The organism is Acidovorax sp. SRB_14 (assembly GCF_012932145.1).
In the GTDB taxonomy this organism is placed as follows: domain Bacteria; phylum Pseudomonadota; class Gammaproteobacteria; order Burkholderiales; family Burkholderiaceae_C; genus Simplicispira.
The window spans coordinates 1-21,222 of record NZ_MWOK01000012.1 but is presented as its reverse complement, the minus strand read 5'-3'; the positions used below and the strand labels follow the sequence as shown (position 1 = coordinate 21,222).

General features: G+C 70.0%; 21 protein-coding genes and 1 pseudogene. 10 read left to right on the top strand and 12 right to left on the bottom strand.

Annotation, left to right across the window (positions count from 1 at the left end; all coding sequences use genetic code 11):
- The first annotated feature begins 96 nt into the window (after positions 1–96).
- On the top strand, positions 97–804 hold the full coding sequence (locus B2J86_RS10995; RefSeq protein WP_206041454.1) for a GntR family transcriptional regulator: 708 nt from the start codon (positions 97–99) through the stop codon (positions 802–804).
- A 224-nt stretch (positions 805–1,028) separates the two neighbouring features.
- Here the strand turns inward: B2J86_RS10995 and B2J86_RS10990 are convergent, their stop codons facing one another.
- The 5 genes from B2J86_RS10990 to B2J86_RS10970 form a co-directional block, all read right to left on the bottom strand.
- Entirely contained in the window at positions 1,029–3,119 is a 2,091-nt protein-coding gene (locus tag B2J86_RS10990; protein ID WP_173025576.1) for an acetate--CoA ligase family protein, read from the bottom strand.
- A 141-nt stretch (positions 3,120–3,260) separates the two neighbouring features.
- A complete protein-coding gene (locus B2J86_RS10985) occupies positions 3,261–4,256 on the bottom strand; it encodes a tripartite tricarboxylate transporter substrate binding protein (RefSeq protein ID WP_173025575.1) in 996 nt (331 codons plus the stop codon).
- A 62-nt stretch (positions 4,257–4,318) separates the two neighbouring features.
- The gene (locus B2J86_RS10980) at positions 4,319–4,711 is read right to left on the bottom strand and encodes a Zn-ribbon domain-containing OB-fold protein (protein WP_173025574.1); all 393 of its coding nucleotides are present in this window, start codon (positions 4,709–4,711) and stop codon (positions 4,319–4,321) included.
- A 3-nt stretch (positions 4,712–4,714) separates the two neighbouring features.
- Positions 4,715–5,869, bottom strand: coding sequence for a thiolase family protein (locus B2J86_RS10975; protein WP_173025573.1), 1,155 nt, complete (start codon positions 5,867–5,869; stop codon positions 4,715–4,717).
- Positions 5,866–6,705: an IclR family transcriptional regulator gene (locus tag B2J86_RS10970; RefSeq protein WP_169169214.1), complete on the bottom strand. Its 840-nt coding sequence runs from the start codon at positions 6,703–6,705 to the stop codon at positions 5,866–5,868. Before B2J86_RS10970 ends, B2J86_RS10975 begins: the two co-directional genes overlap by 4 nt.
- Before the next feature lie 218 nt (positions 6,706–6,923).
- Between B2J86_RS10970 and B2J86_RS10965 the strand changes: the two genes are divergently transcribed.
- Positions 6,924–7,595 (top strand): histidine phosphatase family protein, encoded by a 672-nt coding sequence (locus B2J86_RS10965; RefSeq protein WP_173025572.1) that lies wholly within the window; start codon positions 6,924–6,926, stop codon positions 7,593–7,595.
- A gap of 20 nt (positions 7,596–7,615) precedes the next feature.
- Here the strand turns inward: B2J86_RS10965 and B2J86_RS10960 are convergent, their stop codons facing one another.
- Positions 7,616–9,211, bottom strand: a complete 1,596-nt coding sequence (locus B2J86_RS10960) for a GMC family oxidoreductase (RefSeq protein ID WP_173025571.1) — start codon at positions 9,209–9,211, stop codon at positions 7,616–7,618.
- 133 nt (positions 9,212–9,344) lie between these two features.
- On the opposite strand from B2J86_RS10960, the gene B2J86_RS10955 reads away from it, so the two are divergent.
- The 3 genes from B2J86_RS10955 (at position 9,345) to B2J86_RS10945 (ending at position 11,287) form a co-directional block, all read left to right on the top strand.
- The gene (locus tag B2J86_RS10955; protein WP_173025570.1) at positions 9,345–10,193 is read left to right on the top strand and encodes a 3-hydroxybutyryl-CoA dehydrogenase; all 849 of its coding nucleotides are present in this window, start codon (positions 9,345–9,347) and stop codon (positions 10,191–10,193) included.
- A gap of 156 nt (positions 10,194–10,349) precedes the next feature.
- On the top strand, positions 10,350–10,811 hold the full coding sequence (locus B2J86_RS10950) for a MarR family winged helix-turn-helix transcriptional regulator (RefSeq protein ID WP_169170819.1): 462 nt from the start codon (positions 10,350–10,352) through the stop codon (positions 10,809–10,811).
- 59 nt (positions 10,812–10,870) lie between these two features.
- Positions 10,871–11,287 (top strand): organic hydroperoxide resistance protein, encoded by a 417-nt coding sequence (locus tag B2J86_RS10945; RefSeq protein WP_173025569.1) that lies wholly within the window; start codon positions 10,871–10,873, stop codon positions 11,285–11,287.
- Positions 11,288–11,394: 107 nt separating this feature from the next.
- Here B2J86_RS10945 and B2J86_RS10940 read toward each other — a convergent pair whose 3' ends face one another.
- Positions 11,395–11,802, bottom strand: coding sequence for a DoxX family protein (locus B2J86_RS10940; protein WP_173025568.1), 408 nt, complete (start codon positions 11,800–11,802; stop codon positions 11,395–11,397).
- A 254-nt stretch (positions 11,803–12,056) separates the two neighbouring features.
- On the opposite strand from B2J86_RS10940, the gene B2J86_RS10935 reads away from it, so the two are divergent.
- From B2J86_RS10935 to B2J86_RS10925, 3 genes are all read left to right on the top strand, one after another.
- Positions 12,057–12,824: a metallophosphoesterase gene (locus tag B2J86_RS10935; protein ID WP_173025567.1), complete on the top strand. Its 768-nt coding sequence runs from the start codon at positions 12,057–12,059 to the stop codon at positions 12,822–12,824.
- Positions 12,821–14,251, top strand: a complete 1,431-nt coding sequence (locus B2J86_RS10930) for a bifunctional serine/threonine-protein kinase/universal stress protein (RefSeq protein WP_169169744.1) — start codon at positions 12,821–12,823, stop codon at positions 14,249–14,251. Before B2J86_RS10935 ends, B2J86_RS10930 begins: the two co-directional genes overlap by 4 nt.
- Before the next feature lie 139 nt (positions 14,252–14,390).
- A complete protein-coding gene (locus B2J86_RS10925) occupies positions 14,391–15,431 on the top strand; it encodes a serine/threonine protein kinase (protein WP_169169743.1) in 1,041 nt (346 codons plus the stop codon).
- A gap of 26 nt (positions 15,432–15,457) precedes the next feature.
- Here the strand turns inward: B2J86_RS10925 and B2J86_RS10920 are convergent, their stop codons facing one another.
- Positions 15,458–15,871 carry a hypothetical protein gene (locus B2J86_RS10920; protein WP_254068063.1) on the bottom strand — a complete coding sequence of 138 codons (414 nt, stop codon included), beginning with the start codon at positions 15,869–15,871 and terminating at the stop codon, positions 15,458–15,460.
- Positions 15,872–16,221: 350 nt separating this feature from the next.
- On the opposite strand from B2J86_RS10920, the gene B2J86_RS10915 reads away from it, so the two are divergent.
- Entirely contained in the window at positions 16,222–16,470 is a 249-nt protein-coding gene (locus B2J86_RS10915; protein ID WP_371736420.1) for a hypothetical protein, read from the top strand.
- Positions 16,471–16,678: 208 nt separating this feature from the next.
- Here the strand turns inward: B2J86_RS10915 and B2J86_RS18430 are convergent, their stop codons facing one another.
- From B2J86_RS18430 to htpG, 3 genes and pseudogenes are all read right to left on the bottom strand, one after another.
- Positions 16,679–16,765, bottom strand: a complete 87-nt coding sequence (locus B2J86_RS18430) for a hypothetical protein (protein ID WP_371736442.1) — start codon at positions 16,763–16,765, stop codon at positions 16,679–16,681.
- A gap of 281 nt (positions 16,766–17,046) precedes the next feature.
- Positions 17,047–17,367, bottom strand: a pseudogene (locus B2J86_RS18195) (DUF4118 domain-containing protein); the annotation flags it as partial.
- Positions 17,368–17,627: 260 nt separating this feature from the next.
- Positions 17,628–19,610 (bottom strand): molecular chaperone HtpG, encoded by a 1,983-nt coding sequence (gene htpG / locus B2J86_RS10905; RefSeq protein WP_173025565.1) that lies wholly within the window; start codon positions 19,608–19,610, stop codon positions 17,628–17,630.
- Between the two features lie 194 nt (positions 19,611–19,804).
- Here htpG and B2J86_RS10900 point away from each other — a divergent pair, with 194 nt between their 5' ends.
- Positions 19,805–20,302 carry a DUF3761 domain-containing protein gene (locus B2J86_RS10900; protein WP_169169739.1) on the top strand — a complete coding sequence of 166 codons (498 nt, stop codon included), beginning with the start codon at positions 19,805–19,807 and terminating at the stop codon, positions 20,300–20,302.
- Positions 20,303–20,336: 34 nt separating this feature from the next.
- Here B2J86_RS10900 and B2J86_RS10895 read toward each other — a convergent pair whose 3' ends face one another.
- Positions 20,337–21,155, bottom strand: a complete 819-nt coding sequence (locus tag B2J86_RS10895; RefSeq protein WP_169169748.1) for a pseudouridine synthase — start codon at positions 21,153–21,155, stop codon at positions 20,337–20,339.
- Positions 21,156–21,222 lie beyond the last annotated feature (67 nt).

Below are 21,222 nucleotides of genomic sequence, written 5' to 3'. Positions count from 1 at the left end.
GCAATGTGTCGCACATTCCTCGTTCACGGCATTGATGGAGCCCAGGCGCTGTGTACACTCGGCGCGCATGCCTTTTCACACCCCCGCGTGAGCCCCGTGACCAATCCCTCTTCCGACCGCGCTGCCGAAGGCGTTCCCGAGCCCGCGCAAGAGGCGGCGTTCAGCGCCTCCGATGCCGTGTTTTTCGGCATCGTGCATGGCCTGGAGCTGCAGCGCTTCGTGCCCGGCCAGCGGCTGGTGGAGGCCGATCTCGCGGCGCAGTTCGGCGTGGGGCGCAACTCCGTGCGCGAGGCCGTGCAGCGGCTCGCGGCCGACGGCATCGTCGATGTGTTCCGCCACAAGGGCGCGGTCATCAAGGCGCTCACGCCACAGGAAACCCTGCACGTGCTGGACGTGGCCGAGCGCATGACCGGGCTGCTGGCACGAACGGCCGCGCAGGGCGTGCGCAGCGGGCGTGCACCGCTGGCGCTCAAGAAAGCCCTGGCGTCGCTGCGGGCCGCCGACAAAGCCCAGGACGCCGAGGCCTTTGCCCGCGCCCGGCGCGAGTTCTACCGGGCGCTGCTGGAGCTCGCGGGCAGCCGCGAGCTGCGCCGGCTGTTCCCCTCGATCCACATGCCGGTGGTGTACGTGCAGCACAAGCTGCCGGCGCTGCAGAAGATCCGTGTGGCCGACTACCGCACCATCGCAAAGGCGGTGGCGGGTGGCGACGAAGCCGGGGCCGATGCCGCAGGCACCGCGCACGTGCGCAATGTGCGGGACGAGATCCTGCGCCGCCAAGCGGCCACCGGCGCCGAGGCAGGCTGACCCTGCCGGCGTGGCTGCGCGGGCGAGCGCTCTGCCGGCGCACAACGCCCGCCGCGGCCGGCGGCTTTGCTATCGAAAGAGAAGCTGGTAGCGCCTACCGCCATTGGGTTTCCACATTGAAACTCATCGAACCCAGCTACAGGCCAGCGCATGCAGCTCTATTTTTGAGAGCAAAGCGGCAGCATCCGCCTTTAGGCGACGCCAGCGCGCCGCTCGCGGCCCGCTCAGGCGCCGGCCCGCTCCACCAGCGCGTCCACCACGATGGCGCCCTCGCCGGCGGCCCCCACCAGCACGGGGTTGAGGTCCAGCGACGCAATCGAGCCGCGCGCGCCGGCGATCACCTGGCCGATGGTGACGGCCATGGCCGACAGCGCCGCAATGTCCAGCGGCGGGTCGCCACGCACCCCTTCCAGCAGCGGCGCGATGCGCAGCGTGCGCAGCGCCTGCGCCACCTCGTGTGCGCTGAAGGGCGGCAGCAGCACGGCGCAGTCCTTCATCGCCTCGACGTTCTTACCGCCGTCGCCCACCACCACCACCGGACCGAAGACCGGGTCCTGCCGCGCGCCGATCATGAACTCGTGCCGCCCGCGCCGCATGGCCGCCACGATCACGCCGTCGCGCGCCACGCCCATGTCGCCCATCTTCTGCCAAAAGCGCTCGAACAGCGCAGCGGCCTCGTCGGCGCTGGCCACGTTCAGTGCCACCAGCCCGTGTTCGGACTTGTGCGGCACCTCGGGCGAGCAGGCCTTGACCACCACCGGCGCGCCGATGGCATTGAACGCCGCGCGCGCCTCCTGGGCGCTGCGCACCAGCCGCAGCGGCACGGTGGGCACGCCCTGCTGCGCCAGCAGCGCCAGGCTGTCGACCTCGTTGAGGAAGCCGCCGCCTTGGCCCGGCGGCAATTGCACGTCCGGCAGGGCCGGCCAAGCAACGCGGGCGCGGCGCATCAGTTCCGTGTGTTTGGCCACCTGGGCCAACACACCGACTGCCTCGCCTTCGTTCGGGAAAGTGGCAATCCCCTGCGCGCGGAACGGCTCGGCCACGCTTTCCTGCCACGCGGCCACGGCCACGGGTTTGCCGGTGGCGGCCTCGAACGCCGCGGCATCGCGCGCAAAGGCCTGCACGTCGTAGCCCGCGCCCGCCACCGGGATGTTGAGGAAGAACAGGTCGGCCGCCGGGTCCTGCGCCACGGCGGGCAGCACCTTGCCGAACAGGCCACTGTCGCTCAGCAGCGCGGCGGTAATGTCGATGGGGTTGCTGGCCGTGGCAAACCCGGGCAGCTGGGCGGCCACGTTGCGCTGGGTTTCGGGCGACAGCTCGGCCAGCGGCAGGCCTTCGTCGTCCGCCGCGTCCGCCCCCATCACGCAGCTGGCGCCGGAATTGCTGATGACCACCAGCCGGCGGCCCTCGGGACGCCAGCCCTTGAGGTAGGCCTGCGCCGCACGTGCCTGCTCGTGCGGGTCGCGCACGCGCCAGATGCCGTGGTGGCGGAAGAACGCATCCACGGTGCGGTCCTCGTTGGCCAGCGAGCCGGTGTGCGACGACGCCGCCTTCTGCCCGCCGGCCGAACGCCCGGCCTTGATCGCAATGATGGGCAGGTCGCGTGCGCGCGCATGGGCGGCCGCGGCCGCCAGCATCTCGGGGTGGGCGATGCTTTCGAGGTACAGCAGCAGCAGCCGCACGTCGGGGTCGTGCGCCACGGCCAGCGCCAGCTCGCCCACGGTCACGTCGGCCTCGTTGCCCGTGGCATGCACATGGCGCACGCCCAGGCCCCGCCCGCGCAGCAGGCCGTAGGCCATGGCGCTCATGCCGCCGCTCTGGCTCACGATGCCGATGGGGCCGTCCATGGGCGGCACCTCGATGAACATGGTCGAAAACCCCGCGATGGCGCCGGTGCCGAAGTTGGCGAGGCCCTGGGTGTTGGGGCCGTAGAGCCGCATGCCCGCAGCGCGCGCCTTCGCCACCATGTGGCGCTGCTGCTCGAGGCCCTCGGGGCCGGTCTCGCCAAAGCCCGAGGCGATCACCACGGCCGACTTGACACCGCGCGCCGCGCATTCCTCGACGGCCGCCACCGTCTTGTCGCCGCCCACGACCACCAGCGCGAGGTCCGGCACCTCGGGCAGGGCCGCGAGCGAGGCGTAGCTCTTGTGGCCCTGGATCTCTTCTCGCGTGGGGTTGATCGGGTAGACGGCGCCCTGGTAGCCATGGCGCTGCATGTAGTAGATCGGGCGCCCGCCGATCTTGTGGATGTTGTCCGAGGCGCCAATGATGGCGACCGAGCGCGGATTGAGGGCGGAAGTAAGGAGGTCTAGCATGGCAGTTACGTCGGTTGAGTTGTCCATAGCGTGTGGCCTTCGAGCCTGGCGCGGCCCAGCCCAGGGCCGCCGTGCAAGGGCCGCCCCGCCGCACTGGCGGCGTCCCCCTTTCAGGGGGAAGGCGCGAAGCGCCTCAGGGGGTTAGTCAATTTTTGCGCCAGAGGTCTTCACCACCTTGGCCCACTTGTCCACTTCAGCCTGCAGGAAGCTGCCATAGGCGACCGGTGTGCTGTAGGCGGCCGCAAAGCCCTGCGCATCGAAACGCTGGCGGATGTCCGGGCTTTCCAGCACGGCCTTGAGTTCGGCACTCAGCTTTGCAATCACCTCCTTGGGCGTGCCCGCGGGCGCGAGCAGGCCGTTCCAGGCGATGGCCTCGTAGCCGGGCAGGCCGGACTCGGCCACCGTGGGCAGGTCCGGCGCCACGGGCGAGCGCTGGGCGCTCGTCACGGCCAGCGCCTTGAGCTTGCCGCCCTTCACGTGCGGCATCGACGACAGCATGGTGTCGAACATCAGGTCGACCTGCCCGGCCATCACGTCGGTCAGCGCGGGCGCGCTGCCCTTGTAGGGCACGTGGGACATCTTCACCCCGGCCATGGCGCTGAACAGCTCGGCCGAGAGGTGGGTGGACTGGCCATTGCCCGAGGATGCGAAGTTCAGCCCACCGGGGCGGGTCTTGGCCAGCGCGATGAGCTCGGCCACGTTGCTGGCAGGCAGCGCCGGGTTCGCAACGATCACCAGCGGGCCGCTCGTGAGCTGGGAGACGGGCGCGAAGTCCTTGAGCAGCGAATAGTTGAGCTTGGCGAACAGCGCGGGGTTGATCGCGTGCGCCGTCGTGGCCACCACCAGCGTGTAGCCGTCGGGCGCGCTGCGCGCCACCGCCTCGGCGCCCAGGTTGGCCCCGGCACCGGGTTTGTTGTCGATCACGAACGGCTGGCCCAGGCGCTCCTGCAGCTTTTGCGCAACGGCACGCGCCACGATGTCGGTGGGGCCGCCCGGCGGATAGGGCACGACGAGCTTCACGGGCTTGTTCGGATAGTCCTGCGCAAAGGCCAGCGGCGCAGCGGCGGCGCACAGCGCGGCGCAGGCCAGGCCGATCCAGTGGCGGCGGGAAGGAAGAAGGGAAAGGGCGGTCGTCATGGCTTGTCTCCTGGTAGGTGTAGTAGTAGTGCCGGCAAACGCGAGAAAAAATGGCGGCGTCGCTAGGACTCCGGCGCAAAGCGCACCAGCGTGCGCCCCTGGTGCTCGAAGAAGCCTGCGCGCACGCGCTCGCCGATGCGCACGCCCGGCGTGGCATGCGCCATGAGCCGCGGCCCCTCGTCGAGCTGCGCGATGACCAGCGTGTACGGCGCGAGCGCCCGGAACTCTTCGGACGGCGCGCGCGCAACCTCGGTGACCGCGCACACGGTGGCTGCGCCCGCCGCGTCGCGCCAGTGCAGCGCGCCCCGTTCACCGCAGTGCTGACAGGCATAGCGCGCGAGCGTCTGCGCGTGGCCGCAGGCGGTGCACTGCTGGTAGCGCAGCACGCCTGCGCGCAGGCCGTCGGTGAAAGGCGCGGCCAGGGGACGCGCGGGAGTGGGTTCGGTGGTTTGCATGGCTCAGTCCTCGCGCGACAACAACAGACTCACGTGGGACGACATCACACCGCCGTCCGCATGGATGAAGGCGCGGCGCGGCGGCGTGATCTGGCGCGCGCCGGCCTGGCCCGTCATCTGGCGCCAGGCCTCCACCGCATGCGCCAGGCCACCGGCCACGCCGCAGTGGCCAAATGACAACAGGCCGCCGTGCGTGTTGAGCGGCAGCGCCCCGGTGGGCGCGAAATCGCCCGTGCGGGCCCGCTGTGCAGCGCCCGCGCGTGGAGCGAAGCCGATCTCTTCGAGCAGCATCACCAGCGTGATCGTGAAAGAGTCGTAGATCCCCAGGTAGTCGACGTCGGCCAAGCCCAGCTCGGCCTCGTCAAACGCCCGCTGTGCGGCCTCGCCGGCGCCGCACTGCATCACGTCCGCCATGGCCGTGAGGTGCTGGTGGCGGTGCGCCTGGCCCGCGCCCACCATGGCCACGGCGCCCTGCGCGGCGGGCTCGGCCGAAACCACGAGCGCCATCGCGCCGTCCGAGATCGGGCAACAGTCCAGCAGCGACAGCGGCGTGGCAATCGGTTTGGAGGCCAGCACCTCCTGCCGCGTGATCGGGGTGCGCAGGTGCGCATCGGGGTGGGTGGCAGCGTGGGACCGCATGAGGACGGCGAACTCGGCCAGGTCTTCCGAGGTCACGCCCGTCTGCTGCATGTACTGCGAGGCCATGAGCGCGTAGTACGCCGGCACCGAGGCACCGTTGGGCACCTCGAAGTCGGCATCGCCCACCTGGGCCAGCGTCTGGATCGAGCTGTCGCGCGACTGGCCGCTGAGCCGGTTCTCGCCCGCGAGCACGAGCACGTTGCGGCAGCGGCCCGAGCGCACCAGCTCGCGTGCCGCCATCAGCATGGCCGCGCCCGAGGCACCGCCGAGCTGCAGCCCGTGCGCGTAGTGCGGCTTCAGCGCGAGGCGCTCGCAGACCAGCGTGGACAGCATCAGGTGCGGCAGCGTGGTCGCGTAGCCGCAGAGCACGCCGTCGATCTCGCGGCGCGCAAGGCCACTGCTGTTGATGGCCTGCGCGGCGGCCTCGTCCATCAGGTCGAGCGCGCTGCGCCCCTCATGGCGCCCGAACGGCGTGCCGCCAGCGCCGCGCAGGTAGGCGGGCCGCAATGCTGGTGTCATGTGCGTTTCTCCTTGTGCAGGGGGGTGGCACGGCGGTCGGTGCGCGTGGCCTCGGCCCAGCGCACCTGGCACACCGTGGCCTCGCGCAACAGCGCCTGCGCCAGCGCCGGCTCGCGCGTGAGGATGCGTTCGTTCAGCGCCGCAATGCTCAGCGCCGCCACGGGGCGGCCCTCGGGGTCGAGGATGGCGGCGCCGATCCCGCCCATGCGTTCGACCACCACGTCGAGCAGCACGGCGTAGCCGCGCTCCCGCGCTTCGGCGATGCGTTCGCGCAGCAGCGCGGGCGTGATGCGCGGGTAGCGCTCGAGTTGGCCCGAGAGCGTCTCCAGCGCGGCCTCGCGCTCGTCGTCGGGCATCCAGGCCAGCAGCGCGAGGCTGCCCGCGCCCACGCCCAGCGGCCTTCGGCTGCCCACGGTGAGGTAATTGGCGCGGATCGGGTACGTGCCCTCTTCCACGTCGATGCACAGCGACTCCACGCCGCTGCGGATCGAGAGCACCACGCTGTCCTGGAACACGCCCGTCAGGCGCATCAGGCTGGGCCGCGCCAGCGGGCGCGGGTCGAAACGGCGCAGCGCCGCAGCGCCGAGCACCGTGAGTTCCGGCCCCAGCGTGAACTGCTTGCTCTGCGCATCGCGCGCCACGAAGCCTTCGCGCGCCATCACATCGAGCAGGCGCAGCGCGGTGGCCTTGTCCAGGTCCGCGGCCGCGGCAATGTCGGTCAGGCGCACGCTGCCGCCCTCGGACATGACGCGCAGCACGCGCATGGCGCGCTCCACCGACGAGGTGCTGCCCCGCTCATGGGTGATGACCGCCTTGGGGCGTGCGAGGGTGGGCATGCGAGTTTCTTTCCATGAAACCTTTGGATAGCCAGCAATCTATGGGCTTGCAGTACAGCCGTCAAAACACACGCACCAAGTTTCACTGACCGAAACTTTTATCGCTCGCGAGGCGGTAGGCATGCGCGCATGGCAAAAGCGCCGCATGCTCACGTTTCGATAGCAGAAGTCGCGGCAGTGACAAGAACGCAGCAACCCTGAAAGCCACAATCCCGGCCATGGGAACCCTCTACCTCGTGCGCCATGGCCAGGCCTCGTTTGGCGCCGACGACTACGACCAGCTCAGCGCCCTCGGGCGCCAGCAGGCGGTGCGCCTGGGCGAGTACTGGCGCAGCAAGGCCGTGCCGTTCGATGCCGTGGTCACCGGCACGCTGCGCCGCCACACGCAAACCTTGGAGGGCATTGCCGAGGGCCTGCAGGGCGCGCCCGCGCCGCTGCAGCTGCCCGGGCTCAACGAGTACGACAGCCTCGCGCTGATCCGCGCCATCCACACCGAACCCCTGCCCCGGGCCGACACGCCCGCGCTGTACCGCCAGCACTTTCGCCTGCTGTGCGACGCGCTGGCGCAGTGGATGGCCGGCGTCATCAGCCCGCAGGGCATGCCAAGCTGGGACGATTTTGCGGGCGGCGTGCGCGCCACGCTCGACCAGGTGCGGCGCGACCACGCAGGCCAGAACGTGCTGCTGGTCTCCAGCGGCGGCCCGATTGCCGCGGCCGTGGGCGAGGTGCTGGGCACGGCGCCCGAGGTGACGATTGCGCTGAACATGCGCATCCGCAACAGCGCCGTGACCGAGTTCAGCGTCTCGCCCAAGCGGCTCATGCTGCAGACCTTCAACACGCTGCCACACCTCGATGCGCCCGAATATGCGGGCTGGATCACCCACGCCTGAGAAGGCAGCGCCCGCGCCGCTTACCGCGCCGCCGCGCGCAGCAGGTCCACCGCCTTCTCTGCCACCATGATGGTCGGCGCGTTGGTGTTGCCGCTGACGATGCGCGGCATGACCGATGCGTCCACCACGCGCAGGCCCTGCACGCCGTGCACGCGCAGTTGGGCGTCAACCACGTCCAGGGCGCCGGGACCCATGCGGCAGCTGCCGACGGGGTGGTAGATGGTGTCGGCGTACTGGCGGATGAACTGCTCGATCTGCCCGTCGCTTTGCGCGCTGGCCGACGCGGGGGACTCGCGCGCGCCGTGGCGCGCGAGCGCGGGCTGCGCCAGGATGGCGCGCATGCGGCGCACGCCGCGCACCAGGCGCGGCAGGTCCTCGGGGTCGCCAAAGAAGTTCGGGTCCACCATCGGCAGGTCGGCCGGGTCGCGGCTGGCGAGCGTGACGCTGCCGCGGCTTTTAGGCTGCAGCAGGCACACGTGGCATGAATAGCCGTGGCCCAGCACCGTCTTGCGGCCATGGTCGACCAGCTTGCCGACGACGAAATGCAGCTGCAGGTCGGGCGCGGGCGCGTTGGGGTGGCTCTTGATGAAGCCGCCGGCCTCGGCGAAGTTGGTCGTCAGCATGCCGCTGCGGCGGCGGTGCCACTCCACCATGCCGCGCACGGTGTTGAGCACACCGCGCGGTGAAATGCCGAACAAGTCGGTCAGGTCCGGCGCATCCATCACCTGCACCACATCGGGGTGGTCGTGCAGGTGCTGGCCCACGCCGGGCAGGTCGTGCACGGTGGCAATGCCGAGGCGCTGCAGCTGCGCGCCAGGGCCGATGCCCGAGAGCATGAGGAGCTGCGGCGAGAGCAGCGCGCCCGCGCTCAGCAGCACCTCGCGCGTGCCGCGCAGCTGGCGCAGCGTGCCGCCCTGGCGGTATTCGATGCCGATGGCGCGGCGCTCTTCCATCAGGATGCGCGTGGCGTGCGCGCCGGTGACGACCTGCAGATTGGGCCGGCCCAGGTGCGGCGTCAGGTACGCCTTGGCGGCGCTCAAGCGCTCGCCATTCTTTTGCGTGACCTGGTACAGGCCCACGCCCTCCTGGCTGGCGCCGTTGAAGTCGCGGTTGTGCGCGTGGCCGGCCTGCACGCCGGCCTCGACAAACGCCTGGGCGAAGCGGTTGGGCGAGCGCAGGTCCGCCACGTTGAGCGGGCCGCCCGTCCCATGCCAGGCACCCGCGCCGCGCTCGTTGTTTTCCGCACGCTTGAAATACGGCAAGACATCGTTCCAGCCCCAGCCGGGATTGCCCTGCGCGGCCCAGTGGTCGTAGTCGGCGGGCTGGCCGCGCGCGTAGACCATGGCGTTGACCGAGCTGGAGCCGCCCAGCACCTTGCCGCGCGGCTGGTAGCCGCGGCGCCCGTTCAGTCCGGTCTGCGGCGTGGTGTTCTGCCCCCAGCCGTTCAGCTCGAACCTGGCCATCACCGCCAGGCCCGCAGGGCAGTGGATGAGCACGCTGGTGTCGGGCGGCCCGGCTTCGAGCAGGCACACGCGCACTGCGGGGTCTTCGCTCAGGCGCCCGGCCAGCACGCAGCCGGCCGAGCCGCCGCCCACGACGAGGTAATCGAACTCCATGGACCTGTCTCCTGCGCGTCCGTCTGCGCGGCCGCTGGCTGGCACCTTAACCCGGCGCGCCGGCGATTGCCGATACCATCGTCGGGATTTTTTCGGCTGCTTTGTCTCATTGGAAAGAAAAGGATTTCTGCATATGGCTATCACAACGGTTGGCATCATTGGCGCGGGCACCATGGGCAACGGCATCGCGCAGGCCTGCGCGGTGTCGGGCGTCCAGGTGGTCATGGTCGACATCTCCGACGCTGCCGTGCAAAAAGGCCTGGCCACGGTGGCCGGCAGCCTGGACCGCCTGATCAAGAAGGAAAAGATCACCGAGGCCGACAAGGCCGCGGCGCTGGCGCGCATCCGGACCTCGACGCGCTACGACGACCTCAAGGCCGCGCAGATCGTGATCGAGGCCGCGACCGAGAACTACGAGCTCAAGCTCAAGATCCTCCAGCAGGTGGACGCGCTGGTGGCGCCCGAGGTCATCATCGCCTCGAACACCTCGTCGATCTCGATCACCAAGCTGGCCGCCGCCACCGGCCGCGCCGACCGCTTCATTGGCATGCATTTCTTCAACCCCGTGCCCATGATGGCGCTGGTGGAGATCATCCGCGGCCTGCAGACGTCCGATGCCACGCACGACGCCGTCAAGGCGCTGTCCGAGACGCTCGGCAAGTCGCCGATCACCGTGAAGAACGCGCCGGGCTTCGTCGTCAACCGCATCCTTGTGCCCATGATCAACGAGGCTTTCTTCGTGCTCGCCGAAGGCCTGGCCACGCCCGAGGACATCGACGCGGGCATGAAGCTCGGCTGCAACCAGCCGATCGGCCCGCTGGCCTTGGCCGACATGATCGGCCTCGACGTGTGCCTGGCCGTGATGGACGTGTACCTGACCGAGTTCGGCGACAGCAAGTACCGCCCCTGCCCGCTGCTCAAGGAAATGGTCGCCGCCGGCCGCCTGGGCCGCAAGACCGGCCGCGGCGTCTACCAATACTGAGCCGGACCAGACCACCCCGCACAGGCCGGACGGCACGCCGCCCGGCCTTTTTTTGCGCCCGTGCGCGTCCGGTGGCACCGCGCGCACGGTCCGGACGCCTTGGAGGGGCCAGGCAATTCAATTGCACAAAATTGAATTGCGACCAATAATGTGCCCATGCACCGCGATCCCCTTGCCCTGGACCCCAGCCCTCCGGCCCTGCAGCTCGACAACCAGGTCTGCTTTGCGCTGTACTCGGCCTCGCTGGCCATGACCAAGCTCTACAAGCCGCTGCTCGAGCAGATCGGCCTGACCTACCCACAGTACCTCGTCATGCTCGCGCTCTGGGAGCAGGACGGCACCACCGTCTCGGCGTTGGGCGAGCGCCTGTTCCTCGACTCGGGCACGCTCACGCCGCTGCTCAAGCGCCTGCAGGCCGCGCAGCTGCTCGAGCGCACGCGCGACGCGCAGGACGAGCGGCGCGTGCGCATCACGCTCACGCCGCAGGGCCGCGCGCTGCGCCAGGGCGCCGAGCGCATTCCCGCCTGCATGCGGCAGAGCACGCAGTGTGCGCTGCCCGAGCTGGTGGCGCTGACGGCGCAGCTGCACACCCTGCGCGACCGGCTGAGCGCGCGCTGACGCATTCCCGCATTCCCCCACCGTCCGCGCAGCGGACACCCACCGCAAAGGAAGCCACCATGACCCAGCTCGAAAAAGTCCTCTACACCGCCAAGGCCCACACCACGGGCGGGCGCGACGGCGCTTCGCGCACCGACGACGGGCGCCTGGACGTGAAACTGTCGTCCCCCGGCACCAGCGCCGCCGGCACCAACCCCGAGCAGCTGTTTGCGGCCGGCTACTCGGCCTGCTTCATCGGCGCCATCAAGGCCGTGGCCGCCAAGCAGAAACTGACCGTGCCGCAAGACGTGGCGGTGGACGCCGAAGTCGATCTGGGTCCCATTCCGAACGCCTACGGCATCGCCGTGCGCATGAAGGTGCACCTGCCCGGCATGGACCGCGCGGCGGCCCAGAAGCTGGTCGACGATGCCCACCAGGTCTGCCCCTACTCCAACGCCACACGCGGCAACATCGACGTGGCGCTGACGCTGGCCTGAGCGCCGCACCGCGAAATCAAAAAAGAGAGCTGCCAGCGCTTGCGTGGCAAGCGTTTGCGGCTCTTTTCATGCAAAACTGGCGCCACGGGCAGCGCACGCCGGCGGGGCTAGTGCCACAGCGCGTAGCGGCCCGGCCCGGTGATGGCCAGCAGCAGCAGGCCGCCCGTGATGCTGGCGTTCTTGTAGAAATTGAGCAGGTTGGCGTGCCGCTCGGGGCCCTGCAGCCTCCAGTAGCGGTGGCCGATCAGCGCCGTCCCCAGTGTGAACAGGGCCATCAGCAAGGCCAGTGGGCGCGTGAAGACGCCCAGCACCAGCGCGATGCCGACGCCAAACTCCATCACGATGGCCACCGCCGTGGACAGCGCCGGCGCGGGCGCGCCGGTCGAGGCCATGTACTCGGTGGTGCCCGCGAAGTCGGTCAGCTTTTCCCAGCCGGTGATCAGAAACAGCGCCATCAGAAGAATGCGCGCCAGCAGGATCACAAGGTCTGCATTCGCGGCAAGAGCGTGGGCCATCAAAAACCTCGCTTTCGGTCGTTTCACGCCTGCACACCCAGGCGGCGCGGGCGAAGTTTCAGTCTACGCCGCCCGCGCCTTGCGCGCTCCGGCCCCGTGCGGTGCCGCCGCCCGGCACAAAAATGAGGGCTGCCAGCGCTTGCCCCGCCAGCGTTTGCAGCTCTTTTGGCATGCAATTCGTGGTTTACCCCTAGGCCGCATGCAAGCCCGCGCTCAGCTTGCCGCGCCATCATGGCGTCTGCCGCCCGACGACCATGAAAATCGCCCTCCTCTCCGACATCCACGCCAACCGGCAGGCGTTCGACGCCTGCCTGGCGCACGCGCGGGCGCAAGGCGCGCAGCAGATCGCGCTGCTCGGCGACCTCGTGGGCTACGGCGCCGCGCCGCGCTATGTGGTGCAACAGGCCATGGCGCTGGCCGCCGAAGGCGCGCACCTGGTCGGCGGCAACCACGACGCGATGGCGGTGCGCCCGCCGGTGGCCGGCGAGCGCGGCGCCGGCTCGGTGGTGGCCCAGAGCGCCGACTGGACGTACGCGCAGCTCAGCGCCGAGGAGCACGCTTTTCTCGCGGCCCTGCCGCTCACCGCCGAGCTCGGCAGCGTGCTGCTGGTGCACGCCAGCGCCGACGCGCCCGAGCGCTGGCGCTATGTGGACAACCCCGTTGTCGCCGCCGACTGCCTGCATGCGGCGCTGCAGCGCCCCGGCATCGCCCATGTGTTCTGCGGCCACGTGCACCGGCAGATGCTGTACTACCGCGGCGCTGGCCACGGCCTGATGCGTTTCGTGCCCACGCCCGGCGTGGCCGTGCCGGTGCCGCCGCACCGGCCCTGGGTGGCCACCGTCGGCTCGGTGGGCCAGCCGCGCGATGGCGACCCGCGCGCCATGTATGCGCTGCTCGACACCGCCGCCTGGCGGTTGACCTTCGAGCGCGTGCCCTACGACCATGCGGGCGCGGCCGCCGCGATCCGCGCCACCGGCGCGCTGTCCGAATTCTTTGCCCAGCGCCTCGAGGTGGGACAGTGAAGCTGCTCGAACCCGGCACCGAGGTCGACGGCTTCACGGTGCTTGGCTGCGTGCATGCCGGCGGCATGGCGCACATCTACCGCGTCGAATACGCCGTGGGTCCGCCCAACCCGGGCTTTCCGCTGGCCATGAAGATCCCGCGCATGACGGCCGGCGACGGTGCCGAGACCATCGTCGGCTTCGAGGTCGAGCTGCAGATCCTGCGCACGCTCACGGGCCCGCATGTGCCGCGCTTCGTCGCGGCCGGCGACCTGGCGCGCCTGCCGTACCTGGTGATGGAGTATGTGGACGGCCCCACGCTGCAGCACTGGCTCGCTGCGCCCGCGCGGCCCAGCGTGGACACCATCGCCCGCCTGGGCGCGGCCATGGCGCACGCCGCACACAGCCTGCACCAGCAGGACGTCTGCCACCTCGACCTCAAACCCGGCAACGTGCTCTTCCCGCGCGAGGACCACGCCGTGCTGCTCGACTTCGGCCTGTCGTGCCACGCCCACTACCCCGATCTGCTGGCCGAGGAGCTGCGCCGCGCCGTGGGCTCGCCCGCGTGGATCGCGCCCGAGCAGGTGGTGGGCGTGCGCGGCGACCCGCGCAGCGACATCTTCGCGATCGGCGTGATGCTCTACGAGTTGGCCACGGGCGAGCTGCCGTTCGGCGCGCCGACCACGCAGGGCGGCCTGCGCCAGCGCCTGTGGATGTCGCCGGCGCCGCCGCGCCAGCACCGCCCCGAGCTGCCCGAGTGGCTGCAGGAAGTCATCCTGCGCTGCCTGGAGCCCGAGGCCGCGCAGCGCTACCCCTCTGCCGCGCTGCTGGCCTTCGACCTGGGTAACCCCGCGCAGGTCGCCCTCACCGAGCGCGGCCGGCGCACGCGCGGGCCGCGCCTGCGCACGCACCTGCGGCGCTGGCTCAAGGCTGCGGGCATGCACTACCAGGCGAGCCCCGTGCCGACGCGCCAGATCGAAGAGGTGCCCATCGTCATGGTCGCCGTGCCGCACGAGGACGTGAGCGACGCCACGCTGTATTCGCTGCGCCAGGCCGTCGCGCGCTCGCTGGGCATCCGCCCCGGGGCGCGGCTGGCCTGCGTGACCGTGATCTCGCCCGCGGCCAGCAGCGCCACCGACAGCGGGCGCAGCGAAACCGCCCTGCACCGCCAGCACCGCGCGCGCCTGCAGCGCTGGGCCGAGCCGCTGGGCCTGGCTGGCCACCATGTCAGCTACCACGTGCTCGAGGCGGGCGACGTGGCGCAGGCGCTGGTGCGCTACGCCGAGGGCAACCAGGTCAGCATGATGATCCTGGGCGCGGCCACGCACGGCCTGCAGATGCAGCGCTTCATCACCACCGTGCCGCTGCGCGTGGCGCGCGACGCCCCCTGCACCGTGATCCTGGTCAAGCAGCAGCTGCCGTTTGCGCAGCTGGCCCAGGCGCACTGAGGCCGCAGGCGCGGCACAGAAATCCATTTTTGATAGCACCCTGCGCTTTCCCAGCAAGCGTTGCAGGCCATTTTCAACCAGAAACACTGGCACCGGTGCGGCGCCAGCAGCGCCTGCGCAGGAGGGCGACAATGGCCCCATGCATTCCACCCCCGAAACCGCGGACCGGCACCCCTTTGCCAGCCTCACCCCCGACGCCGTGCTCGACGCGCTGGCCAGCGTCGGCCTCTATGGCGACGGCCGGCTGATGGCGCTGTCGTCCTACGAAAACCGCGTCTACCAGGTGTCGCTCGAGGACGGCGAGCGCGTCGTCGCCAAGTTCTACCGCCCCGGACGCTGGAGCGAGGCGCAGATTCTCGAAGAGCACGCCTTTTCCGCCGACCTGATGGCCGCCGAGGTGCCCGCCGTCGGGCCGCTGGTGCTGGGCGAGCGCACGCTGCACCCGCACGGCAGCTTCCAGTTCTCGGTCAGCCCCTGGCGCGGCGGGCGCCAGCCCGAGCTCGACGACTTCGAGGTGCTCGAATGGATCGGCCGCTTCCTCGCGCGCATCCACACCGTGGGCGCGGTGCGCCCCTTCGTCCACCGCCCGGCGCTCGACCTGCACAGCTTTGGCTCGGAGCCGCACGACTGGCTGCTGGCGCACGACCTGATTCCGCTGGACATGCAGTCGCGCTGGCGCAGCGCCTGCGAGCAGGCCCTGTCGCTGATCGGCGGCCACGCCCACCCCGAGCGCGGCGCGGGCCGCCTGCACCTCAAGGACGCCACCGTGCTGCGCCTGCACGGCGACTGCCACCCCGGCAACATCCTCTGGACGCCGCTCGACGAATGGGGGCGCGGCGGCCCGCACTTTGTCGACCTCGACGACGCGCGCATGGGCCCGGCGGTGCAGGACCTGTGGATGCTGCTGTCGGGCGACCGGCGCCAGCGCACACACCAGCTCGGCGCGCTGATCGAGGGCTATGAACAGTTCCGCCCGTTCGACCGGCGCGAGCTGGCGCTGATCGAGCCGCTGCGCACGCTGCGCTTGATCCACTACAGCGCCTGGCTGGCGCGGCGCTGGCAAGACCCGATCTTTCCGATCAACTTTCCGTGGTTCGGCAGCAGCGACTACTGGAAGGGCCAGGTCGACATGCTGCACGAACAGATCGAAGCGATGCAGGAAGAGCCGCTGATGGCCTGAGGCCGGCAGTCCGCCGACCCGGCCGTTTACTGCGGCGACCCAACATGGTCCGGCACCACCACGCCGGGCCGCGCCGCCACCGGCGCACGCCGCGGGTCGTAGAGCACGGCCCCCGTGCCGACTCCGACGCCCGCCCGCACGGGGCCACCGCCCACCGGAACGCTGGCCCCCACGCCCACGGCGCCGCTGACCTGGCCGCCCGGGTGGACGCCCACCCCCACACCGACCGGCCCCACGCCGGTGCCCAGGCCGACCGAAGGGCCGCCCGCGCCGGCGCCCACCCCGACGGTGAACGGCCCCACCGGAATGCCCACGCCGACCCGCGCCGCGCCGCAGGCGCTCAGCAGGCCCACGGCCACCAGGCACAGGGCGGCAGCCGGCCCGCGGGCAGGCCCCGGGCGGCGCCAGGAACGCGCAGAGAAGGGGAAAAACCATGGCATCTGCCCATCATAAGCAGGCCGCACAGCACCGGCGTGTTGCGATGCAACGGCCCTGGAGCGGCATGTTATATAATCACTCGTTCGATAAAGCCATGATTTCATAATGGCGCGCTATAAAACGACAGCCCAGTCCGCGCGCCGCCTCTTTGAATGGCCTTTGCGCCCCGCGCCGGTTTCTCTCACTGACCGGCCACCAAAAGTTTCGCGCTGGCACGTGCGACTTTTTTCAGGTGCTCTCCGGCCCCCCTGCGTCAGGGTGGAACCCCGGATCGATCCACCCGGCCCTTCCCACGGGCCATTTCTCTTGCCTTTTGATTGATGCCGCGCTATCGCCCGGCCCCCGTACCATGATGACCCACTCCCCCGCCAACACGACCGTTGGCAAATACCTCGTGTCCCCGCTGACCAAGCGGCTCGACGACGGCCGCTTTGCCGCCTCCGTCTCGATCCGCTCGGGCTCGGGCAGCGGCACGCACGACCGCGTGCTGCGCCTGGCGTCGGTGTTCGCCGATCCCGCCGCCGCAGCGCACTACGCCACCAGCGAAGGCCTGCGCTGGATCCAGCACCGCCACGCCCCGGCCAGCGCCTGCGCGGCCTGAGCGCCCGGCGCGGCGGCGCCGCTGACCACCAAAGCCCCGGCAGTGCGCGCACCGCCGGGGCTTTTCTTTTTTGATAGCTGCACGCGCTAGTGCCGCAAGGGTTAGAGGCGGATTTCACCTCCCATCCGCCACGGCTGAAGGCGCGGTTCCTGGGCAGCGCGCGGCACGGGGGCGCTGGTGGGCGCCGAGGGCCACGCTCTACCGCCGCTCAAATCTGCACCCGCGTGCCCAGTTCGATCACGCTGTTGTGCGGGAGGTTGAAAAACTCCACGGCACGCCCCGCATTGCGCGACATGGCCTCGAACAGGCGCCCGCGCCAGCGGCGGCATGGAACGGCGCAGTGCCTCGCCTTCGCGGGCGGCCTGCGGCGCGCCATGGCAGGAGCGTGGTGTCGCGTGGCACGACCGGAAGCGGGTCGGGCTCCCCATCGGGGCGCACGAACACCGCGCAGGGCATTCCGAGGTGCTCGGACAGCCAGTGCGCGGCGACCTGCGCCACGGCCTGCAGCCCCTGGCTTTCGGCCAGCTGCTCGCTGAGCGCATGCAGTTCGTGGGCCTGGCGCGCGCGCTGCTCGGCCTGCGCACGGCGCGCATGCAAGCTGGCGACCAGGGCGTTGATGCCCAGCGAGACCGCCAGCAAGATGGCCAGCAAGATGGCCAGCGCCAGCATGTATTCCGGGGTGGCGATCTCGAAACTGTGGCGGGGCGGCACGAAAAAATAATTCAGTGCCGAGACGCTGGCCACCGACGTGAGCACCGCAGCCCAGCGTGCGAGCAGGGCTGCGGTGGCCACCACGGCGATCAGGTACACCAGCGCCAGCGCCGCCACCGACATGCGCGTATCGAGCCAGGCACAAGCCAGCGTGGCCGCGGCCGCGGCGCAGCCGGCCAGCGCCATCTGCGCGGCGGCAGTGCGTGCGCCCGGGGGTGCGGGGACAGGACCGGGCTGGCGGGTGTCGTGGCGGGGTGCGGCAGACATCAGCGCATCGTATCGCCCGGCCCGCGCGCAGAACCCGTTCGCAGTTTCCTGGGCAGCCCTGCGTACCCCCCAAAAGAAACCCCGGCAGTGCAGGCACCCCGGGGTTTTGCTTGAGAACGATGGTTTTTATCGCTGCAAATGCTTATGCATCATGCGCTGGACGCCATTTTCAACCCACATCACACCAGCAGCGCGTTCACCCGCCGCACGTAGGCCGCCGGGTCCTCGGGCAGGCCGCCTTCGGCCAGCAGGGCCTGGTCGAACAGGATGTGGGCCAGGTCGTTGAAATGCACGCTGCCGTCGAGCTTCTTGACCAGCGCATGCTCGGGGTTCACCTCGAGCACGGGCTTGGACTCGGGCGCCTGCTGGCCGGCCTGCTTGAGCATGCGCGCGAGCTGCGTGCTCATGCCGTCTTCCTGCACCACCAGGCAGGCGGGCGAGTCGACCAAGCGCGAGGTCACGCGCACGTCTTCGGCCTTGTCCTTGAGCGCTTCCTTGAGCTTGGCGAGCAGCGGCTTGAAGGCTTCGGCGGCCTCTTCGGCAGCCTTCTTCTCGGCCTCGTCCTGCAGCTTGCCCAGGTCGACCGCGCCCTTGGCCACGGACTGCAGCGGCGTGCCGTCGAAGTCCTGCAGGTAGTTCAGCGCCCACTCGTCAACGCGGTCGGTCATCAGCAGCACCTCGATGCCCTTTTTCTTGAACACTTCGAGCTGCGGGCTGTTCTTGGCGGCCGCCAGGGTGTCGGCGGTGATGTAGTAGATGGCGTCCTGGCCGTCCTTCATGCGCGCCTTGTAATCGGCAAACGACACACTGGCCGTGTCGCTCATGGTGCTGGCAAAGCGCAGCAGCTTGGCCAGGCGCTCGCGGTTGGCAAAGTCCTCGCCCAGGCCTTCCTTGAGCACGGCGCCGAACTCGGCGTAGAACTGGCTGTACTTGCCTTCCTTGGCCTGGTCGTCGGCATCGACCACGTCGGTCACGGCGTCCGAGCCTTCCACGGGGGCCTCGTGCTTGTCGTGCTTGGCCAGGTCTTCCAGCATCGAGAGCACGCGCTTGGTCGAACCCTCGCGGATCGCCTTGACGTCGCGGCTTTCCTGCAGCAGCTCGCGGCTGACGTTGAGCGGCAGGTCGCTCGAATCGATCACGCCCTTGACGAAGCGCAGGTAGCTGGGCATCAGCGCCTCGGCGTCGTCCATGATGAAGACGCGCTTGACGTAGAGCTTGATGCCGGCCTTCTTGTCGCGGTTCCACAGGTCGAACGGCGCCTTGGCCGGGATGTAGAGCAGCTGCGTGTATTCGGTGTTGCCCTCGACGCGGTTGTGTGCCCAGGTCAGCGGGTTCTCGAAGTCGTGCGAGATGGTCCTGTAGAACTCCTGATACTGCTCGTCGCTGATGTCGCGCTTGGGCCGCGTCCACAGCGCGCTGGCCTTGTTCACCGGCTCCCACTCGCCGGTCTTGACCATCGCGCCGGGCTGGCGGCCGCCGGCCTCGTCCGACGGGTTGATGAGCTCGCCGTCCTTCCACTCTTCCTTCTCCATCAGGATGGGCAGGCTGATGTGGTCCGAGTACTTGGCGATGACGCTCTTGAGCTTCCAGGCGTTCAGGTACTCCTCGGCATCGGCGCGCAGGTGCAGGATCACGCTGGTGCCGCGCGCGGCGCGCGTGATGGTCTCGACCTCGAAGTCGCCCGTGCCACCGCTCGTCCAGCGCACGCCCTCTTCGGCCGGCAGGCCGGCGCGGCGCGACTCGACGGTGATCTTGTCGGCGACGATGAAGCCCGAGTAGAAGCCCACGCCGAATTGGCCGATCAGCTGCGCGTCCTGCTTCTGGTCGCCCGTGAGCTGGCCCATGAAATCCTTGGTGCCGCTCTTGGCGATCGTGCCCAGGTGGTCGATGGCCTCCTGCGTGCTCATGCCGATGCCGTTGTCGGTGATGGTCAGCGTTTTGGCACCCGGGTCGAACGACACCCGCACTTCGAGGTTGGGCGCGTCTTCGTACAGCTCGGGGCGGTTCAGCGCCTCAAAGCGCAGCTTGTCGCAGGCGTCCGAGGCGTTGGAGACCAGCTCGCGCAGGAAGATCTCGGGGTGGGAATACAGCGAGTGCGTGACCAGGTGCAGCAGCTGGGCCACTTCGGCCTGGAAGGAGAGCGTGGTCTTGGTCGTTGTCATGGATGGATAAACAAAGAAAGGGAATAAAAGGTGAGCGCACAAGGCGCACCGCAGGGGCAGATGGGGTGTCCGGCCAGCGCTTCAAGGTCCCGCGCTGCGCCCAGCGGCAATGACCGGTCCACGCACTGCCTTGTGCCGGGATCCAAACCTTACTACGATGGGCTTCCCACCACAGCGCTTCAGGAGCATTCAGCATGAATCTCTCACTCAAGGCATTGCTGGCCACGGCCAGCCTGTTCGGCGCACTGGGGGCCCAGGGCCAGCCCCTGCCGGCCGACGCACCGGCGGGCACCACGGTCCAGTGCAAGGACGGCAGTTATGCGTCGCCTGCCCAGAAGACCGGGGCTTGCAAGGGCCACAAGGGAATCCAGACCTGGTATGGCGCAGCCCCTGCCGCCGCCGCGGCCGGCAAGGCCGCAGCAGTCGAAACGCAATCGTCGGCGGTCAACAAGACCGGCGTGGCGCCCGCCACCGGCGCCCCCACCAAGGCCCCGGGCGCTCCCGACCGGCAGGACATGGCGGCCGCTCCCGGCGGCGGCCCGGGCAAGGTTTGGGTCAATAAAGACACCAAGGTCTACCACTGCCAGGGCGACCGCTACTACGGCAAGACCAAGCAGGGCGAGTACATGAGCGAGGCCGACGCCAAGGCCAAGGGCATGCACGCGGCGCGCAACAAGGCCTGCGCCGCCTAGGCACGCCCCCGCACGCCGAGCGGGTGCGGGACGCTCAGAACTGTTCGCCCGGGGCCAGGTAGCGCCACTGCCCGACGGGCAGGTTGCCCAGCACCACGCGGCCCATGCGGATGCGCTTGAGGCCCACCACCTTCAGGCCGACCTGCTCGCACATGCGGCGGATCTGGCGTTTCTTGCCCTCGACCAGCACGAAGCGCAGCTGCTCGGGGTTCTGCCACTCGACCTTGGCGGGCTTGAGCGGCTGGCCGTCCAGGCTCAGGCCGTGGCGCAGGCGCTCGAGCAGCGCGGGCGGAAACACCGCCTGCACGTTGGTGCTGACCGGGTCGCGCTCGTCGATTTCCTGCAGCGGTGCGCTGCGCTCGTCGGGGTGCCGCGCCTGCGCCTGGCCCGGCCCCTGGTAGACCACGCGCACCAGGTATTCCTTGTCCAGCGTCGAGTCCTCGCCGATCAGCTGGCGCGCCACGCGGCCGTCCTGCGTCAGCACCAGCAGGCCGACCGAGTCGATGTCGAGCCGCCCGGCCGGCGCCAGCCCGCGCAAGTGCGGCGGCGAAAAGCGCAGGCCGCTCGGATCGTCGCGCCAGTGCGTGCGCGGGTTGATCAGCGCGACGGCCGGCGTGTGGCCGTCCTCGGCCTGGCCGCTCACATAGCCCATCGGCTTGTTGAGCAGGATGGTGACCCGGTTGTCCTGGTGGCGCTGCGCTGCGCGCTCGACCGTGACCTTGTCCTGCGGCGTGACCTTGACGCCCATCTCGGCCACCTGGCCATTGACATAGACCCAGCCGTGCGCGATCCAGTCGTCGGCCTCGCGGCGCGAGCACAGGCCCAGCTCGGCCAGGCGCTTGTTCAGGCGCACCGCGCCGTCGGCGCTGGCGCTCGCGGGCGCCGCGCGTGGCGCGGGCGCGGTGGGCCGTGGGGCGGGC

Excerpts from the sequence above, each read along its gene's own strand:
- B2J86_RS10990 (WP_173025576.1), bottom strand. The coding sequence starts at position 3,119 with ATGCTAGACCTCCTTACTTCCGCCCTCAATCCGCGCTCGGTCGCCATC.
- B2J86_RS10985 (WP_173025575.1), bottom strand. The coding sequence starts at position 4,256 with ATGACGACCGCCCTTTCCCTTCTTCCTTCCCGCCGCCACTGGATCGGC.
- B2J86_RS10980 (WP_173025574.1), bottom strand. The coding sequence starts at position 4,711 with ATGCAAACCACCGAACCCACTCCCGCGCGTCCCCTGGCCGCGCCTTTC.
- B2J86_RS10975 (WP_173025573.1), bottom strand. The coding sequence starts at position 5,869 with ATGACACCAGCATTGCGGCCCGCCTACCTGCGCGGCGCTGGCGGCACG.
- B2J86_RS10970 (WP_169169214.1), bottom strand. The coding sequence starts at position 6,705 with ATGCCCACCCTCGCACGCCCCAAGGCGGTCATCACCCATGAGCGGGGC.
- B2J86_RS10965 (WP_173025572.1), top strand. The coding sequence starts at position 6,924 with ATGGGAACCCTCTACCTCGTGCGCCATGGCCAGGCCTCGTTTGGCGCC.
- B2J86_RS10960 (WP_173025571.1), bottom strand. The coding sequence starts at position 9,211 with ATGGAGTTCGATTACCTCGTCGTGGGCGGCGGCTCGGCCGGCTGCGTG.
- B2J86_RS10955 (WP_173025570.1), top strand. The coding sequence starts at position 9,345 with ATGGCTATCACAACGGTTGGCATCATTGGCGCGGGCACCATGGGCAAC.
- B2J86_RS10950 (WP_169170819.1), top strand. The coding sequence starts at position 10,350 with ATGCACCGCGATCCCCTTGCCCTGGACCCCAGCCCTCCGGCCCTGCAG.
- B2J86_RS10945 (WP_173025569.1), top strand. The coding sequence starts at position 10,871 with ATGACCCAGCTCGAAAAAGTCCTCTACACCGCCAAGGCCCACACCACG.
- B2J86_RS10940 (WP_173025568.1), bottom strand. The coding sequence starts at position 11,802 with ATGGCCCACGCTCTTGCCGCGAATGCAGACCTTGTGATCCTGCTGGCG.
- B2J86_RS10935 (WP_173025567.1), top strand. The coding sequence starts at position 12,057 with ATGAAAATCGCCCTCCTCTCCGACATCCACGCCAACCGGCAGGCGTTC.
- B2J86_RS10925 (WP_169169743.1), top strand. The coding sequence starts at position 14,391 with ATGCATTCCACCCCCGAAACCGCGGACCGGCACCCCTTTGCCAGCCTC.
- B2J86_RS10920 (WP_254068063.1), bottom strand. The coding sequence starts at position 15,871 with ATGCCATGGTTTTTCCCCTTCTCTGCGCGTTCCTGGCGCCGCCCGGGG.
- B2J86_RS10915 (WP_371736420.1), top strand. The coding sequence starts at position 16,222 with ATGACCCACTCCCCCGCCAACACGACCGTTGGCAAATACCTCGTGTCC.
- B2J86_RS18430 (WP_371736442.1), bottom strand. The coding sequence starts at position 16,765 with ATGTCGCGCAATGCGGGGCGTGCCGTGGAGTTTTTCAACCTCCCGCAC.
- htpG (WP_173025565.1), bottom strand. The coding sequence starts at position 19,610 with ATGACAACGACCAAGACCACGCTCTCCTTCCAGGCCGAAGTGGCCCAG.
- B2J86_RS10900 (WP_169169739.1), top strand. The coding sequence starts at position 19,805 with ATGAATCTCTCACTCAAGGCATTGCTGGCCACGGCCAGCCTGTTCGGC.